The following is a 17,379-nucleotide window of genomic DNA, read 5'->3' on the forward strand; positions in this document are numbered from 1 at the left end:
GCATCTAACCTGGGAGGATAGGAATGGCTGAAATAAAACGAACACAGCCGCTGGCACGCGACGCCATGGCTTATGTGCTGGCCGGCGGCCGTGGCAGCCGGCTCAAGGAACTGACCGACCGCCGCGCCAAGCCGGCGGTCTATTTTGGCGGCAAGACCCGCATCATCGATTTCGCGCTCTCCAATGCGCTCAATTCCGGTATCCGCCGCCTCGGCGTCGCCACCCAGTACAAGGCGCATTCGCTGATCCGCCATCTGCAGCGCGGCTGGAACTTCCTGCGGCCCGAGCGCAACGAGAGTTTCGACATCCTGCCTGCCAGCCAGCGTGTATCGGAAACGCAATGGTATGAGGGCACCGCCGACGCCGTTTACCAGAACATCGACATCATCGAGGCCTACGGGCCGGAATACATGGTCATCCTGGCCGGCGACCACATCTACAAGATGGACTACGAAATGATGCTGCGCCAGCATGTCGAGGCCGGCGCCGACGTCACCGTCGGCTGCCTCGAAGTGCCACGCATGGAAGCCACCGGCTTCGGCGTCATGCATGTCGATCCCAAGGACACCATTATCTCCTTCATCGAAAAGCCCGCCGATCCGCCGGGCATTCCCGACAAACCGGATTTCGCGCTCGCCTCGATGGGCATCTATGTGTTCAAGACCAAATTCCTGATGGAGCAATTGCGTCGCGATGCGGCGGAGCCCGGCTCGAGCCGCGACTTCGGCAAGGACATCATCCCCTACATCGTCGAGCACGGAAAGGCGATCGCCCATCGTTTTGCCAAATCCTGCGTGCGCTCGACCGCCGAGAACGAGGCCTATTGGCGCGACGTCGGCACGGTCGACGCCTATTGGGAGGCCAATATCGACCTGACCGACATCACGCCGGAACTCGACCTTTACGACCGCGATTGGCCGATCTGGACCTATGCCGAGTTGAAGCCGCCGGCAAAATTCGTGCATGACGAGGATGGCCGCCGCGGGTCGGCCGTGTCGTCTCTCGTGTCGGGCGATTGCATCGTTTCGGGCGCTTCGCTGAAGCGAAGCCTGATCTTCACCGGCGCCCGCATCAATTCCTATTCGACGCTGGAGGAGGTCGTCATGCTGCCGGACGTCCATGTCGGCCGCAACGCCAGGCTGAAGCGCGTGGTCATCGATCACGGCGTCAGGATCCCGGAGGGTCTGGTGGTCGGCGAGGATCCCGTCCTCGACGCCAAGCGTTTCCGCGTTTCGGAAAAAGGCATCTGCCTCGTCACGCAGGACATGATCAACAGGCTGGGATCGTAGTGCATGCAGGTTCTGTCGGTGGCGCCCGAGATCTTTCCGCTGGTCAAGACGGGCGGGCTCGCCGACGTGACCGGCGCCTTGCCCGTGGCATTGGCCGGCAAGGGCGTCATCATGCGCACGCTCGTCCCCGGCTATCCTCAGGTGATGGGCGCCTTCAGGAAAAAAAAGCCGGTTCAGCAATATCCGTTGCTGCAGGGCGGCAAGGCCTCGGTGCATGCCGTCCAGATCGCCGGGCTCGACCTGTTCGTGCTTGACGCGCCGCATCTTTTCGACCGTCCCGGCGGCCCATACGGCAACGCGACCGGCGCCGACTGGCCGGACAATTGGCGGCGGTTCGCGGCCTTGAGCCAGGTAGGCGGTGATATTGCCGGCGGCGCAATCTCGGGCTACCTGCCCGATATCGTCCATGCCCATGACTGGCAGTCGGCAATGACGCTCGCCTACATGCGCTACGGCAAGGCGGTCGGCACGCCGTCGATGATCACCGTGCACAACCTCGCCTTCCAGGGTCAGTTCGGCGCCGGCATCTTTGGCGAGCTTGGCCTGCCGGCGGCGGCGATGGCGCTCGACGGCGTCGAATATTACGGCGGCGTCGGCTTCCTCAAGGCCGGCCTGCAGGCGGCGTGGGCGATCACCACGGTCAGCCCGACCTATGCGCAGGAAATCCGCTTGCCCGAATTCGGCATGGGCCTCGACGGCCTGATCAACATGCGCTCCGTCGATCTCCATGGCATCGTCAACGGCATCGATACCGAGATATGGAACCCGGAAACCGACAAGCATCTGGTTTGCAACTACACCGCAAAGACGCTCAAGGCACGGATGCCCAACAAGGCCGCGGTCGAGGACCGCTTCAGCCTCGATCGCGATGACAGCCCGATCGTCTGCGTCATCAGCCGTTTGACCTGGCAAAAGGGCATGGACATATTGGCGGCGGCCGTCGACGGCATCGTTGCAAGAGGTGCGCGGCTGGCGATCCTCGGCTCCGGCGATGCCGGGCTCGAAGGCGCATTGCTTGCCGCCGCAGCCCGCCATCGCGGCCGCATCGGCGTCGTCGTCGGCTATGACGAGGGACTCTCCCACACCATGCAGGGCGGCAGCGACGCCATCATTATCCCATCGCGCTTCGAACCTTGCGGGCTGACACAGCTTTACGGCCTGCGCTATGGCTGCGTGCCGGTGGTCGCGCGCACCGGGGGCCTTGCCGACACGATCATCGATGCCAACGAAGCCGCCATCTCTGCCGGCGTTGCGACCGGTTTCCAGTTTGCGCCCGCCAATGCCGGCGCCTTGCTGCACGCCGTCCGCCGCCTTGTCGAGGCGCATGCCAATCCCGCAGTGTGGACGTCGATGCAGCGGCAAGGCATGAAGGCCGACGTTTCGTGGGACAAAAGCGCCGAAAAATATGTCCAACACTATCGCTTGCTGCTTTCGAAAAGGGCTGCCTGACTGATGATCCGCACCGTCGCCACCAAACCCTATCCCGACCAGAAGCCCGGCACCTCCGGGCTGCGTAAAAAGGTCCCCGTGTTCCAGCAGGAGCACTATGCCGAGAACTTCATCCAGTCGATCTTCGATGCGCTGGACGGGTTCGAGGGCAAAACCCTGGTGATCGGCGGCGACGGCCGCTTCTATAACCGCGAGGTCATCCAGAAGGCCATCGCCATGGCCGCGGCAAACGGCTTCGGCAAGGTGATGGTCGGGCAGGGCGGCATCTTGTCGACGCCGGCCGCTTCGCATGTCATCCGCAAATACAAGACCTTTGGCGGCATCATCCTGTCGGCCAGCCACAATCCGGGCGGCCCGCATGAGGATTTCGGCATCAAATACAATGCCGGCAATGGCGGCCCAGCGCCGGAAAAGCTGACCGACGCGATCTTCGAAAAAACCAAGGCGATTTCAAGCTTCAAGATCGCCGATATCGGGCAGGTCGACATCGACACGATCGGCACGGTCAAGACGGGGGACATGACCGTCGAAATCATCGATCCTGTCGCCGACTATGCCGAACTGATGGAAAGCCTGTTCGATTTCGACGCATTGCGGGCGCTGTTCAAGTCGGGCTTCCGCATGCGCTTCGACGCCATGCATGCGGTGACCGGCCCCTACGCCAAGGAGATCCTCGAAAACCGGCTCGGCGCGCCCAACGGCACCGCCCGCAATTTCATTCCGCTGCCGGATTTCGGCGGCCATCATCCCGATCCCAATCTGGTGCATGCAAAACACCTCTACGACGAGATGATGGGGCCGGATGCGCCAGACTTTGGCGCCGCCTCGGATGGCGACGGCGACCGCAACCTGATTATCGGCAAGGGAATTTTCATCACCCCGTCTGATTCGGTGGCGATGCTCGCCGCCAACGCCCATCTGGCGCCGGGCTACAAGGCTGGGCTGAAAGGCATCGCCCGCTCGATGCCGACCAGCGGTGCTGCCGACCGGGTCGCCGAAAAGCTCGGCATCGGCATCTACGAGACGCCGACCGGCTGGAAATTTTTCGGCAATCTGCTCGATGCCGGCATGGCAACGATCTGCGGCGAGGAGAGTGCGGGCACCGGCTCCAACCATGTCCGCGAAAAGGACGGCCTGTGGGCTGTGCTTTTATGGCTCAACATCCTTGCCGTGCGCGGCGAAAGCGCCAAGCAGATCGTCACCCAGCATTGGGCGGCCTATGGCCGTAACTATTATTCGCGCCACGACTACGAGGAGGTCGAGATTGATCGTGCCAACGCGCTTGTCGACGAGCTGCGCGCCAAGCTCGGCTCGCTGCCTGGCACCAGCGTGCGCGGCATGACGATCGCCAGCGCCGATGATTTCGCCTATCACGATCCGGTCGACGGCTCGGTCAGCAAGAACCAGGGCATCAGGGTGTTGTTCGAAGGCGGCTCACGCGTCGTCTTCCGCCTGTCCGGCACCGGCACCTCGGGCGCGACGCTGCGGCTTTATGTCGAGCGCTACGAGCCGGACAAGAACCGCCACGATCTCGACACCCAGGAGGCACTTGCCGATCTGATCGTGGCGGCCGACGACATTGCCGGGATTCGCCGCCATACCGGCCGCGCCAAACCGAGCGTCATCACCTGATGTCGTCGGGACTATCCGCCGGCTATCGTCCGCGATTTGGCGGGCTTGCCGGGGAGGGCGGCATCCGCTTCGCCGCATGGTCCTCGTTGGCTCGGCGCATCTGGGTTTCGATTTTCGACGAACACGGCAACCGCGAAATCGACCGGCTGGAACTCCAGTCGGAAGGCGAGGGCGTCCACGCACTTTTTGTTGCCGGTCTCGCCGCTGGCACCCGATACGGGTTCCGTGCCGATGGCGACTACGCGCCGGAACACGGTTTCTGGTTCGATCCCGACAAGCTGCTGGCCGATCCCTATGCCGTCGAGATCGACAGGCCCTATGCCTATGACGGCCGGCTAGCCGCGCGCCGGGGTGAGGGGGCCGACACGGCGCCGCTGATGCCGAAAGCCATTGCTGGCGCCTTGCCGGAACCCTTGCCTGCCTTGCCGCCTCTGTTTCGGTCCGGCGGCCTCATCTACGAAGTGCCGGTACGCGCGTTCACAAAGCTGCATAAGGACATTCCCGAGAAGCAACGCGGCACCATTGGAGCGCTCGCTCACCCCCTCGTTGTCGAGCATCTGCAAAAACTCGGCGTGGCAGCCATTGAGTTGATGCCGGTGACTGCATCGATCGACGAACGGCATTTACCGCCGCTCGGTCTGCGCAACGCCTGGGGTTATAATCCCGTGACCTTCATGGCGCTCGATCCGCGACTGGCGCCCGGCGGTCTGGCCGAGTTGCGCGGAACGGTCGCCGCGCTGCGCGAGGCCGGCATCGGCACCATTCTCGACCTGGTGTTCAACCACACCGGCGAAAGCGACCGGCTCGGCCCGACATTGTCGCTGCGCGGGCTCGACAATCGCGCCTATTACCGGCACGAGGCCGACGGCGCTCTGGTCAATGACACCGGAACCGGCAATACGCTCGCCTGCGAACATCCGGTCGTCCGGGAAATGGTCCTCGACACGCTTCGCCACTTTGTCCAGCGCGCCGGTGTCGACGGATTCCGCTTCGACCTGGCGCCGATCCTCGGCCGCGTCGACGGCGTTTTCGACGCCGATGCGCCGCTGCTGAACGCCATTCGCAAAGATCCTGTTCTTGGCGACCGGGTGCTGATCGCCGAGCCTTGGGATATCGGACCGGATGGCTATCAGCTCGGCAATTTTCCGCCACCCTTCCTCGAATGGAACGACAAATGCCGTGACGATATCCGCCGTTTCTGGCGCGGCGACGGCGGCATTATCGGTGCCTTGGCGACGCGGCTTGCCGGTTCGTCCGATGTCTTTGCCAAACCAGGCCAGACAACGAGCCGCAGCATCAACTTCATCGCCGCGCATGACGGCATGACGCTGGCCGATATCGTTGCCTATGAGCACAAGCACAATGAGGCCAATGGCGAACAGAACCGCGATGGCCACGACGACAACCTGTCCTGGAACAATGGCCTCGAGGGCGAGACCGGCGACCAGTCAATCGTTACGGCCCGTTTCGATGACCAGTGCGCGCTGCTGGCGACGCTCTTTGCCTCGCGCGGCACGATCATGCTGACGGCCGGCGACGAGTTCGGCCGCACGCAGCGCGGCAACAACAACGCCTACGCGCAGGACAATGACATCACCTGGCTCGACTGGGCCGGGCGCGACCGGGCGCTGGAGCTGTACACGGTTCTGCTCGCCAAGATGCGTCGTGCCGTGCCGGCGCTTTTGGACACAACATTCCTGACCGGAGAACCGCCTGCGGGCTCGGAAATCCCAGACGTAGCCTGGCTGACGGAAACCGGCATGCCGCTCGACGAGGCCGCCTGGCACGATGCCAGGCGGCACCGGCTGGTCATGGTTCTCGGGAGCGGTGAGAACAGTCGCCTTGCGGTGGTCATCAATGGCGACCGCCGGGCCTGCATGTTCACGCTGCCGGAACGGGCGGGTTTTCATTGGCGCCCTGCCATCGAAACGGATACTGGCGACATCTCACGGCCGGTGCCTGGGCGAACGGTCATGTTCATGTTCGAACGCGGGGCCGCGCGGGTGGGCGCAGGGGAGAGCCACGATGGCTGACAATGCCGAATGGTGGCGCGGCTGCGTCATCTACCAGATCTACCCGCGCTCCTACCAGGACACGACAGGCGACGGCAGCGGCGATCTCAGCGGCGTCACCTCGAGGCTGGCCCATGTCGCATCGCTGGGTGTCGACGCGGTTTGGCTGTCGCCTTTCTTCAAGTCGCCAATGGCGGATATGGGTTACGACGTTTCGGATTACTGCGCCGTCGATCCGATGTTCGGCACATTAGAGGATTTCGACGCACTGATTGCAGAGGCGCACCGGCTCGGCCTGAAGGTGATCATCGATCAGGTCTTGTCGCATTCGTCGGATCGGCACGAATGGTTCGTCGAAAGCCGCACGAGCCACGACAACCCCAAGGCCGACTGGTACGTCTGGGCCGATGCGAAGCCCGACGGCACCGCCCCCAACAACTGGCTGTCGCTTTTCGGCGGCCCGGCCTGGGAATGGGACGCAACGCGCAGGCAATATTACCTGCACAATTTCCTCGCCTCGCAGCCGGACCTGAATTTCCACAACCCAAAGGTGCAGGACGCCTTGCTGGAAACGGTGCGGTTCTGGCTCGAGCGCGGCGTCGACGGTTTCCGGCTGGATACGGTCAACTATTACGTCCACGACCGCTGGGTGCGCAGCAACCCGCCTTTGGCGGAAAGCGTCGCCGGCACCAATACGGCAACCAGCCCCTATCTCTATCAGGAGCATCTGTTCGACAAGAGCCAGCCGGAAAACCTTGCTTTCCTCAGGCGCTTCCGGGCCTTGCTTGACGAATATGAAGGCCGCGCCGCTGTCGGCGAGATTGGCGACGAAACGCGTTCCTTGCAGACACTCGCCGCCTATACCGGCGGTGGCGACAAGCTCCAAATGTCCTACACGTTCGACCTGCTCGGCCCGCAATTCTCGGCGTCGCATGTGCGTGGCTGTGTTGAGGCCTTCGAGAGTACGGTGTTCGACGGCTGGGTTTGCTGGGCGTTCTCCAACCACGATGTCGTGCGCCATGTCAGTCGATGGACAAGGCCGGGCGGCGATCCGGACAGGGTGGCGAAATTCTCGATCGTGCTGCTTTCCTGCCTGCGCGGATCGATCTGCCTCTACCAGGGCGAAGAACTCGGGCTGGAGGAGGCCGAACTGGCGTTCGAGGATTTGCGCGATCCCTTCGGCATCCGCTTCTGGCCGGCAATCAAGGGACGGGATGGGTGCCGAACGCCGATGGTCTGGGAGGCTGGCGCCGACAATGCCGGCTTTTCGACCGGCAAGCCGTGGCTTCCGGTCCCGGCAAGCCATCGTGCCCAGGCGGTCGACGTCCAGGACGGCGAGCAAACCTCCGTCCTGGCGAGCTACCGGGCGATGCTGGCCTTGCGCAAGCAGCATCCGGCGCTGGCTCGAGGCTCGATCCGGTTCCTCGATGCCGAAGGCGACGTCCTTGCTTTCATTCGCGAAGGCGGTGACGAAAAGCTGCTCTGTGTCTTCAATTTCGCCGACGAGCCGGCCGGCTGGCAATTGCCACCGGATCTGGAAGCGATAGAGCCGATAGACCTTGGCGGTGCTGCCGGCGTCTTGCAGGAAAGAACTCTGTCGCTGCCGCCGCTGGGCTGCTTCCTCGGCCGGATCGGCTGAGCTCTATTTCATTATCTCATTGAACGAGCACGGAGCGCCCGCAAGTCGCGCCGACAACCCGCACATCGGCCTCGCCGACATGCACGCCGACAGCTGCAAGCACGTTATAGACCAGTTCGTCGACCGGCGCCGTCACGCCGTTCAGAACCGTTACCACCGCCGGCTTAACCGTTCCGAGCAGGGCCGTCACGTCCAGCCCGAGGCCCAGTGCATTGACCGAGAGCGAGAGGCCGCTGACCAGCGATGTCGTGAGTGATTGCGTCAGGTTTTTTGTGGCGACAGTTTTTATCGTCTTGTTGGCGATATCGGTGCTGTCGAACGTCAATGCGGTCGGATCGTTGTTGGTGATGGCAAGTGATGACGAACCCTTCACATCGAGCAGATTGAGGGTGAGTAGCAGAAGCTTTACGCTTACCTGTGCAATCGTGGCATCGGAGAACGATTGCGGATTGCTGAAATCGGCGAAGGCCGATGGGTTGTTGTCGGCGTCGCTGGTGGCAAGGTGCAGCGAGGCCACGCCAGGCTGCGCGGCGATCGAGACCTTGATGCTATCCGGCCGGCCCGTCGGGCAGCTGATGTCGGTTAGCTTGGCTTCCGCATAGGCGACTTCGACATGCAGAGGCAGGTTGACGGACAGCAGACTGATGCCGCCGCCGAGATTGGAATTGCCGATGCCAACTGTGGTGACCAGCTTGATGCGCGTCTGCGCGGTGCGCACCACGGTGCCTTTTTCCCCGACGGCCAGCCAGGGTGAATATTGCATTGGCTCACCGATGGCGATGGCGAGCGTGGTGGCGGTAAGTCCCGGAATAGTGGCGCCGAGATCGACCTGGACCTGGTTTGAGCCATTGGCCAGCGAGGCGGCGGCACCCAGCATGCCCATCGCGCTTGCGTCGACGGAAAAGCCGGGAGACTTTTGTCCGAGGCCGAGCTTACCGATCGAGCCAAGATCGATAAGATGACTGAGGGGTATCTTGACTGTGTTGGTGGCCCTCGACGCGATCGTCTGCAGCACAAGTTTGCTGGCGCTGCCCGACCCGGACGCATTGGCCATGGCGGTCGCGATCTGGCCTACCGTCGCTTTTGACGCCAGCACGTCGGAATAGCTGACACCTGTCAGTTGCAACTGTACGGCAAGGGCATCGACGAACGAAAGCACGTTTACATCGGCCGAGATCAGCGCGTTGTAGTCCATGACGCTGAGCGAAATGTTGGCGCCCAGCAACTTGCTGAGAAGCGCGTTGAGGATGCCGCCATTGACGCTGAGGAGCCTGGACCCGACCGAGAACATCGCTTGCGGGGTCACACTGGCAATGGCTTCGGTGCCGACAACCGGAGTAGGGATGAGCGAACTGGCGAAATACCGGGCGGGGATTTTTTGCAGAGTGACGCGAACGGCGTTGTAAGGCGCTTTACCGGCTTCGAAGCGCTTGTCGACGCCAATGGAGGACGCCGCTGAGTATCGGCCGCCGGTCACCGACACGACGGTTTTGCCAACCGTGGGAACGATTGTCTGACCTGGCTTTTGAACAATGATGCCGGGCATTCGGTTGTCACTGAGCGTGGTTACCGCCGCGGCTTCCATATCTTTGATGTTCGACGCCGCGGTGATCGCCGCCAGGTCGGTCATCGCCTGGGCCTCCCTGCGCTCCGTGTAGATCGAACCTTCGTCGACAGCGAAGGCCGCCAGCCCCAGCGCGAATGGCGCTGTCAGCGCCGTCATGACGGCAAAGTTCGCCTTCTTGTCGCCAACCATCGAGCGAGCGATCCGCCCGATGCTCCTCAGCAAGAACTGCGACATTTCAAATGCCTCCAATCCTGATGGTAGATCTGCGCGAGATCGTGGTTTGCGGCATCGCAAGGCTTGGTAACAGGTTCCAGATCGGCAGGTTGCTGGCATCGTACTGGATTGACACGACAAACTGATTTCCGTCGGCCGTGCTGTCCGTCGCCTGGTAGGTCAGCTTGCCGGAATCGACGAACGGGTATCCAGTGGCATTGTTTTTGACGAAACTCGCCACCAGCGCCTGGCGCTCGGTTTGATTCAATCCGGCAATTGCGGTGCGGGCGGCATCGGCGGCGATTTGCTGCAAGGAGTTGCTTGCACCAAAATAGATACCATATGCAACCATTCCGAGCACGAGCAGGATAAAGATCGGCGAAAGCAGGGCAAATTCGACCGCGGAAGTTCCGGACTCATCTCCAATTTTGCGTAGATTCGCCCGTATTTGGCGCAATATTTTACGCTTTAATGCGACAGTGTTACTGTCTATCTTGTTCATTGCCCTTGCCCGTTGGAACTCAAGGTCGATGTGCCGATCCCATTGAAATTTGTAACCCTTGGTTGCTAAGAACCAATTAATACATTCCGGTAAACTGAAATGATCGGCCAGATTATTTCCCAGATCGGCGTTCTGGCCAGGAAACCCAGTCAAACTCATGGCTTTGACCATTGATTGGCCGCTCGCAAGGCGACTGTCCCGGCCCCTTACTTTGCGTGACCCCGAGAGTCTGTTGAAATAAAAAATCTCCACGTTACTGTTTGGCCACCAGCTGCCGGAAAGGGAACCGGCTGCGCGCTCGAAAGGAACCAACCAATCGGTTTCGGGGGCGTCAACACTTAGAGACGTGGCCGAAGGGCGACGTCATTAGGGAGAACTCCATGCTGAAACATGTGCTGAAGGCGACGGTACTCGCCACGACCATGGTCTTGGCCGCCGGTACGTTCTACACGCCGGCTTTCGCCGAGACCGTCTACAACCGCGGAGCCGCCGCCGAAGCGGAGACGCTCGACCCGCACAAGACCTCGACGGTCTACGAAGCCGATATCATACGCGACCTGTTCCAGGGCCTCGTCATGCATGACCAGAAGACGAATCTCATTCCGGGCGCCGCCGAAAGCTGGACGGTGTCCGACGACGGCACTGTCTACACCTTCAAGCTGCGCAAGGACGGCCTCTGGTCGGATGGCAGCCCGGTGACGGCGGACGACTTCGTTTATTCGTTCCGTCGGCTGGAAGATCCGGCCACCGCTGCCGAATACGCTTCCATGCTCTATCCAGTGAAGGGTGCCGAGGAAGTCAACACCAAGAAGGGCAAGCCGGAGGATATGGGGGTCAAGGCGATTGACGCAAATACCCTGGAAGTCACGCTCAAGGCGCCAACGCCTTACTTCCTGGAGATGCTGACCCATCAGGCGACCTATCCGGTCAACAAGGCGTCGATCGAAAAGCTTGGCGCCGACTGGATCAAGGCAGGCAAGCTGGTCTCCAACGGGGCCTTTACAGCGGCAGAGTGGGTTCCCAACGACCATCTGAAGCTGGTCAAGAATCCGAAATTCTGGGATGCCGCGAGCGTCAAGTTCGACGTGGTCAACTACATCCCGACCGAGGATCGTTCGTCGGCGATGAAGCGCTTCGAGGCTGGCGAACTCGACAGCTACGGTGACCTGCCGACGGAACAGCTCGGCGACCTCAAGGCCAAATTCGGCGACCAGGTCCGTGTCGGGCCATATCTCGGCACCTACTATTATGCGATCAAGACCGATAAGGCGCCGTGGGACAATGTCGAACTGCGCAACGCCATCTCGATGGCGATCGATCGCGACTTCCTCGCCGAAAAAGTCTGGCAGAATTCGATGCTGCCCGGCTATTCGATGGTGCCTCCGGGGATCGAGGGCTACACGCCGGCACTGGCCAAATACGCCGACATGCCGCAGATCGACCGGGAAGATGAAGCCAAGAAAATCCTGGAGAAGCTCGGCTATACGCCCGAGCATCCGTTGAAGATGGAAATCCGCTACAACACCTCGGAAAACCACAAGAACACCGCTGTCGCCATCCAGGAACAGCTGAAGCCGCTTGGCGTCGAGGTCACGTTGCTCAACACCGATACCAAGACTCACTACTCTTTCCTCGAGCAGAAGGGCGACTATGATGTCGCGCGTGCCGCCTGGATTGCGGATTACAAGGATCCGGAAACTTTCCTTGGGATCTCCCGCAAGGCTAGTGGCAATAACTATTCGAACTACAACAGCCCGAAATACGAAGAGGCCATGGACAAGGCCGCCGCCGCCGGCGGCAAGCCCGAAGAGCGCATGAAGGAACTCGCCAAGGCCGAGCGCATCCTCGTCGATGAGGTCGGCAACATTCCGATCCTCTACTATAGCTACCACGACATCGTTTCCTCGAAGCTGCATGGCTTCGACGACAATGTGATGGATATCCATCCGTCCCGCTTCATCAGCAAGGACTGATCCCTTAGCCAGGCCGCGGCGCAACTCAATGCGCGGCGGCTCTGGTTTGCCATCGCATCGGCCCGGGAACCGGATTCGATTTTCGACAATGTCGGTGCGAAGATTTGAAGGCTAGAGCGCAATCGTCCAGCCGGACGCGCGCTGCTCTGGATCAAGCGGGGCATCGATGCTGCGTTACGTATTCCGGCGGCTGTTGACCGCCATCCCGACGCTGTTCGTCATCGTGACCATGGCGTTCTTCCTGATACGCGTCGCACCGGGCGGACCGTTCAACCAGGAGCGGGGCCTGAGCCCCGAGATCAGAGCCAATCTCGAAACCCAGTTCGGCCTCAACGACCCGCTCTGGCTGCAGTACCTCCATTATCTAGGCAATCTTCTGCGCGGCAACTTCGGTCCCAGCTACAACATGCCGGATTTCACCGTCGGCGAGCTGTTCAGGGAAGGCCTGCCGATCTCGATCCAACTCGGCGCTTCGGCGCTCGTTCTGGCGCTGCTCCTGGGCACCGTGCTCGGCACTGTTGGCGCGCTCAACCAGAACAAGCTTGCCGACTATTCGGTGATCGCGCTGGCGACCGCCGGCAGCACCATACCGACCTTTGTCATCGCCCCAGTAATCCAGCTTGTATTCGGATTGACCTGGAAGCTGCTGCCGATCGGTGGCTGGGGCGATGGAGCCCTCATCAATAAGGTCGGCCCGGTGCTGACGCTCGCTCTGCCGCAGATCGCCATCGTTGCCCGCCTGATGCGCGGCTCGATGATCGAATCGCTGCACTCGCATCACATCCGCACCGCGCGCGCTCTCGGCCTGTCCGACTGGTCAGTCGTCGTCAAGCATGCACTGCGCGGCGCCATCCTGCCGATCGTCTCCTTCACCGGTCCGGCAGCTGCAGCCCTTCTCACCGGCTCGATCATCGTCGAGACCATCTTCTCTATCCCGGGCATCGGCCGCCATTTTGTCGTTGCCGCGCTCAACCGCGACTACACACTGGTGATGGGGACGGTGGTGGTCATCGCGCTCTTCACCATCGTTTTCAACCTGATCGTCGACGTCCTCTATGGGGTCGTCGATCCGAGGGTGCGCTATGACTGATATCGCAGTTGCCGCACCGGTCGTCGGCCGGTCCCTGTGGGGTGACGCCTGGGCGCGCCTCAAGGCCAATCGCGCGGCCATGTTCAGCCTCTATTATCTTGCCTTCATCGCCGTCATCAGCGTGTTTGGGCCCTATTTCGTGCCGCACCAATACACCACCATCTATGCCGACTATGTCCGTACGCCGCCGAGCTTCTCGGCCTATCCGAAGGCCGACATGATCGAAGGCGCCCTCGATGAGGCGATCAGGCGTATGCGCGTCGACATCAAGGAGTGGCGGCAGGAGGACAGCCGTGTGTTCGTTACCGTCAAATCGTCCAAGCCGATCGATGACCGCAACATTCGCTACCTTGATCGTTCCGATACTTTTGATGACACAAAGATCGAGAGCAAATCGCCGGACGGTCTCGAAATGGTGATGAGTGCCTCGATCAAGCAGCAATATTTCCTGTTCGGCACCGACAATACCGGCCGCGATCTCCTGTCCAGAACGCTGATGGCCGGGCGCATATCGCTAGCCATCGGCCTGCTTGCCGGCATTGTGGCCGTGCTCATCGGCGTGCTCTACGGCGCCACCGCCGGCCTTGCCGGCGGCAGGGTCGACGAGGTGATGATGCGTGTCGTCGACGTGCTTTATTCTTTGCCGTTCATCTTCTTCGTTATCATGCTGGTGGTGTTCTTCGGCAGGAACTTCGTGCTGATGTTCCTGGCGGTCGGAGCGGTGCTGTGGCTCGACATGGCGCGCATCGTGCGCGGACAAGCGCTGTCGATCCGCCGGCAGGAATATGTCCAGGCGGCGGAGGCGATGGGCGTCGGCCAGCGCGGCATTCTGCTGCGCCATGTGATCCCCAATTTGCTCGGGCCGGTTGTGATCTACATGACGCTGCTGGTGCCGCAGGTCATTATCCTGGAGAGTTTTTTGTCGTTCCTCGGGCTCGGTGTCCAGGAGCCGATGACCAGCTGGGGCGTGCTGATCTCGGTCGGCGCCCAGAACATCGGCTCGGCCAACTGGCTGCTTCTGTTCCCGGCCTTCTTTCTCGTCTCCACGCTGTTCGCGCTGAATTTCGTCGGCGATGGGCTGCGCGATGCGCTCGACCCGAAGGATCGTTGAGATGGCCGCTTCCGAAACCATCCTCAGCGTCAAGGACCTTCGGGTCCGCTTCCGCACCCTCGACGGTGTGGTGGAGGCGGTGAAGGGCATCAATATCCACGTCAAATCAGGCGAGACCGTCGCCGTCGTCGGCGAATCCGGTTCCGGCAAGAGCCAGACGATGATGGCGGCGATGAGCCTGCTCGCCTCGAACGGCGAAGCCACCGGCACAGTCGATTATCGCGGCCGCAATCTTTTGACCTTGAGCAAACCCGAGCTCAACAAGATCCGCGGCCGCAAGATCAGCATGATCTTCCAGGAGCCGATGACGTCGCTAGACCCGCTCTATTCGATCGGCAACCAGCTGATCGAGCCGATCCGCAAGCATCGCGGACTTGGCGCCGCCGCGGCGCGCGAGGAGGCGCTCAAGCTGCTGCGGCTGGTCCATATTCCCGATCCGGAGCGGCGGATGAAATCCTATCCGCACGAGTTGTCGGGCGGTCAGCGCCAGCGCGTCATGATCGCCATGGCGCTGGCCAACGACCCCGACATACTGATCGCCGACGAGCCGACGACCGCGCTCGACGTCACCATCCAGGCGCAGATTCTCATGCTGCTCGCCGAATTGCAGCGCAAGCTCGGCATGGCGATCGTCTTCATCACCCACGATCTCGGCATCGTCCGGCGCTTTGCCGACCGGGTCTATGTGATGCGCTACGGCGAGGTGGTGGAGGAGGGCGAGGCGGAAGCGATCTTCGCCAACCCGCAGCACGGCTACACCAAGATGCTACTTGCCGCCGAACCGACCGGCACCAAGGCGCCGCCGCCTCCGAATGCCCCTGTCCTGCTTGAAGGCAGGAACGTCGAGGTGACCTTCAAGATCGGCGGCGGATTTCTTGGCGGCGAGCCGCTGCTGCTGCGCGCCGTCGATCGCATTTCGATACGGCTGAAGCGCAACCAGACGATCGGCATCGTCGGCGAATCCGGCTCGGGAAAATCGACGCTCGGCCGCGCCTTGCTGCGGCTCCTGCCCAGCGACGGTATCATCCGGCTTGGTGACCGCGACATTTCCCACGCTGACCGCCAGGCGATGCGGCCGCTGCGGCGCGAATTACAGCTGGTCTTCCAGGATCCATTCGGCTCGCTGTCGCCACGCATGACCGTCGGCCAGATAATCACCGAGGGGCTTCTGGTCCACGAGCCCAATCTGTCGGGCAGGCAGCGCGATCTCCGCGCGGTCGATGCCTTGCTCGAAGTCGGGCTCGATCCGAACACGCGCAACCGCTATCCGCACGAATTCTCCGGCGGCCAGCGGCAGCGCATCGCCATTGCGCGCGCCATGATCCTCAAGCCGAAAGTGGTGGTGCTGGACGAGCCGACCTCGGCGCTGGACCGCTCGGTGCAGAAGCAGATCGTCGAATTGCTGCGCAAGCTGCAGGCCGACCACGAACTGTCCTATCTGTTCATCAGCCACGATCTCACCGTTGTGCGCGCCATGGCCGACTACATCATCGTCATGAAACAGGGCAAGATCGTCGAGGAGGGGCCGGCCGAGGCGATCTTCAGCAACCCGCAGGCAACCTACACACAGACACTGATGGCCGCGGCCATCGATGTCACGCGATTTCGCCTGAGCGCATAGCCTTGCTGGCGATCCGCCACATGTCGACGTCGCACAGCACAGGCCACATGGCGCGGGTGTAGCGAAGCACATTCGGGGTGACATCGTCGCCGAGCCCGGCTTCCACGCGGCAGGTGCGGAACGCCTTCTCGATGCGCTTTGTCGGTTCGCCCAGGCTGTCATGGACGACCGGCCCGCAGTCGCAATCGATACGCTTCCAGCGGCGCATATGGGCGATCAGCCGTGACGGCAGTCGCGCCGGCGGACGCCATTTCTTGCTTTTTTTCGCGTGCTGATCTTTGCAATAGAGCACGCCGCGGCCTAGGTCCGGCCAAGCTTGTGCGGCCTCGCCATCCCAATTGAGTTGCAGGATTGAACGATGTCGGCAGCCAGTGTAGAGCCCCACAATGATAAAGCGGCAGAGATGAGCGTACTGACCGTGCTTCCGGCGCAGCCGCAATGCCGCGCGCAGCAGTCCCGCTGCTTCCTCGCGCGTCAGCCAGCGCTCGCGCGCTGCTGGTTTGTCTGGCAAGGTGACGGACGGCTTCGGATCGAGACCGTATTCCTTGGCCCAAAAGTTGATCGCCGAGCGGAGGTCCTCAAGATCGCGACGCGGGCCTGATGTAAAGTCCTTGTCTCGCCACGCCGGGAGTAACGCACGGCGGGTCTCCATCGCCGCGGCGTTGAGCTTGGCGATTCGCTCACGCTCTACCCGATTGCGCTCGCGCGAACGGTGCTCGACATAGGCGCGGCAGCGATCTCCATTGATGCTGGCGACCGGCTCGGTGCCGAAGAATTCGTTCAGAAAACGCATCCTGGCGAGAAATTCCTTGCGACCGGCAATCTTGGCCTGGCGTCCTTCGGTATAGGCGGCGAGGATGTCACCGACAGTCAGGCGGCGGGCATCTGCCCTGGAGATCGGGGGCTGATATTTGCCGGCGGCGGCAGGCCCGAGTTGAGGGCGCAGCATACCTGAAGCGCTAGACACCGCTGCCGTGCGGGCATGATGATGGGTCGTCACAATGGTCCCCTTTTTTTTGCTCCGAAGTTGTTCGTCCTGCGGACGGGGATCACTAGAAGAGGCAACAAGACCGGCTCTGCAACAAGCAAAATGGGCGATAGTGCCGTGAGATGCAAAGACTTGCGAAAGGCGGCGCAGAATCGCGCCGGCTTGGCTTTCCCGCCGGACGACGAGTCTTGGTGCATTCCCGGAGGGTAGCTGACAGCCGCATCAAAATGGTGGCTCGGGCTATCCCATGTTGCGGTTACAACTGAGGTGTAAATCTCACGCCGGCCTTCACG

The 17,379-nt window shown here is 61.8% G+C and carries 12 protein-coding genes; 9 read left to right on the forward strand and 3 right to left on the reverse strand.

Annotated features, from left to right (window positions below; translation table 11 throughout):
* Positions 1 to 23: 23 nt before the first annotated feature.
* Genes glgC through bglA form a run of 5 tightly spaced genes read left to right on the forward strand, consistent with a single transcriptional unit; the run spans position 24 to position 8,021 of the window.
* Complete coding sequence (glgC, locus tag NKI25_RS15770) at positions 24 to 1,289, forward strand: glucose-1-phosphate adenylyltransferase (RefSeq protein WP_352490794.1); 1,266 nt, start codon at positions 24 to 26, stop codon at positions 1,287 to 1,289.
* 3 nt (positions 1,290 to 1,292) lie between these two features.
* Entirely contained in the window at positions 1,293 to 2,738 is a 1,446-nt protein-coding gene (gene glgA / locus NKI25_RS15775) for a glycogen synthase GlgA (protein ID WP_352591538.1), read from the forward strand.
* A 3-nt stretch (positions 2,739 to 2,741) separates the two neighbouring features.
* Complete coding sequence (locus NKI25_RS15780; protein ID WP_352591541.1) at positions 2,742 to 4,370, forward strand: alpha-D-glucose phosphate-specific phosphoglucomutase; 1,629 nt, start codon at positions 2,742 to 2,744, stop codon at positions 4,368 to 4,370.
* Positions 4,370 to 6,403: a glycogen debranching protein GlgX gene (gene glgX, locus NKI25_RS15785; protein ID WP_352998659.1), complete on the forward strand. Its 2,034-nt coding sequence runs from the start codon at positions 4,370 to 4,372 to the stop codon at positions 6,401 to 6,403. The genes NKI25_RS15780 and glgX overlap by 1 nt, the downstream gene beginning before the upstream one ends.
* Positions 6,396 to 8,021 (forward strand): beta-galactosidase BglA, encoded by a 1,626-nt coding sequence (gene bglA / locus NKI25_RS15790; protein ID WP_352624584.1) that lies wholly within the window; start codon positions 6,396 to 6,398, stop codon positions 8,019 to 8,021. Before glgX ends, bglA begins: the two co-directional genes overlap by 8 nt.
* 16 nt (positions 8,022 to 8,037) lie before the next feature.
* On the opposite strand, the gene NKI25_RS15795 is transcribed toward bglA, so the two are convergent.
* Positions 8,038 to 9,822 (reverse strand): pilus assembly protein TadG-related protein, encoded by a 1,785-nt coding sequence (locus NKI25_RS15795; RefSeq protein WP_352591550.1) that lies wholly within the window; start codon positions 9,820 to 9,822, stop codon positions 8,038 to 8,040.
* Position 9,823: 1 nt separating this feature from the next.
* The gene (locus NKI25_RS15800) at positions 9,824 to 10,258 is read right to left on the reverse strand and encodes a TadE/TadG family type IV pilus assembly protein (RefSeq protein ID WP_352591659.1); all 435 of its coding nucleotides are present in this window, start codon (positions 10,256 to 10,258) and stop codon (positions 9,824 to 9,826) included.
* Between the two features lie 425 nt (positions 10,259 to 10,683).
* Between NKI25_RS15800 and NKI25_RS15805 the strand changes: the two genes are divergently transcribed.
* From NKI25_RS15805 to NKI25_RS15820, 4 genes are all read left to right on the forward strand, one after another.
* Positions 10,684 to 12,276 (forward strand): peptide ABC transporter substrate-binding protein, encoded by a 1,593-nt coding sequence (locus NKI25_RS15805; protein ID WP_352591553.1) that lies wholly within the window; start codon positions 10,684 to 10,686, stop codon positions 12,274 to 12,276.
* Positions 12,277 to 12,442: 166 nt separating this feature from the next.
* Positions 12,443 to 13,366 carry an ABC transporter permease subunit gene (locus NKI25_RS15810; RefSeq protein ID WP_352591556.1) on the forward strand — a complete coding sequence of 308 codons (924 nt, stop codon included), beginning with the start codon at positions 12,443 to 12,445 and terminating at the stop codon, positions 13,364 to 13,366.
* The gene (locus NKI25_RS15815; RefSeq protein WP_352591559.1) at positions 13,359 to 14,477 is read left to right on the forward strand and encodes an ABC transporter permease; all 1,119 of its coding nucleotides are present in this window, start codon (positions 13,359 to 13,361) and stop codon (positions 14,475 to 14,477) included. Before NKI25_RS15810 ends, NKI25_RS15815 begins: the two co-directional genes overlap by 8 nt.
* 1 nt (position 14,478) lies before the next feature.
* Entirely contained in the window at positions 14,479 to 16,098 is a 1,620-nt protein-coding gene (locus NKI25_RS15820; RefSeq protein ID WP_352591562.1) for an ABC transporter ATP-binding protein, read from the forward strand.
* Here the strand turns inward: NKI25_RS15820 and NKI25_RS15825 are convergent.
* On the reverse strand, positions 16,073 to 17,098 hold the full coding sequence (locus NKI25_RS15825) for a site-specific integrase (protein ID WP_352591565.1): 1,026 nt from the start codon (positions 17,096 to 17,098) through the stop codon (positions 16,073 to 16,075). The genes NKI25_RS15820 and NKI25_RS15825 overlap by 26 nt on opposite strands.
* Positions 17,099 to 17,379: the final 281 nt, after the last annotated feature.

The sequence above is a fragment of the Mesorhizobium sp. M0808 genome, assembly GCF_040320025.1.
Classification (GTDB): domain Bacteria; phylum Pseudomonadota; class Alphaproteobacteria; order Rhizobiales; family Rhizobiaceae; genus Mesorhizobium.

Bases quoted from the DNA above. Each gene is read 5' to 3' on its own strand.
- glgC (WP_352490794.1), top strand. From the start codon at position 24: ATGGCTGAAATAAAACGAACACAGCCGCTGGCACGCGACGCCATGGCT.
- glgA (WP_352591538.1), top strand. From the start codon at position 1,293: ATGCAGGTTCTGTCGGTGGCGCCCGAGATCTTTCCGCTGGTCAAGACG.
- NKI25_RS15780 (WP_352591541.1), top strand. From the start codon at position 2,742: ATGATCCGCACCGTCGCCACCAAACCCTATCCCGACCAGAAGCCCGGC.
- glgX (WP_352998659.1), top strand. From the start codon at position 4,370: ATGTCGTCGGGACTATCCGCCGGCTATCGTCCGCGATTTGGCGGGCTT.
- bglA (WP_352624584.1), top strand. From the start codon at position 6,396: ATGGCTGACAATGCCGAATGGTGGCGCGGCTGCGTCATCTACCAGATC.
- NKI25_RS15795 (WP_352591550.1), bottom strand. From the start codon at position 9,822: ATGTCGCAGTTCTTGCTGAGGAGCATCGGGCGGATCGCTCGCTCGATG.
- NKI25_RS15805 (WP_352591553.1), top strand. From the start codon at position 10,684: ATGCTGAAACATGTGCTGAAGGCGACGGTACTCGCCACGACCATGGTC.
- NKI25_RS15810 (WP_352591556.1), top strand. From the start codon at position 12,443: ATGCTGCGTTACGTATTCCGGCGGCTGTTGACCGCCATCCCGACGCTG.
- NKI25_RS15815 (WP_352591559.1), top strand. From the start codon at position 13,359: ATGACTGATATCGCAGTTGCCGCACCGGTCGTCGGCCGGTCCCTGTGG.
- NKI25_RS15820 (WP_352591562.1), top strand. From the start codon at position 14,479: ATGGCCGCTTCCGAAACCATCCTCAGCGTCAAGGACCTTCGGGTCCGC.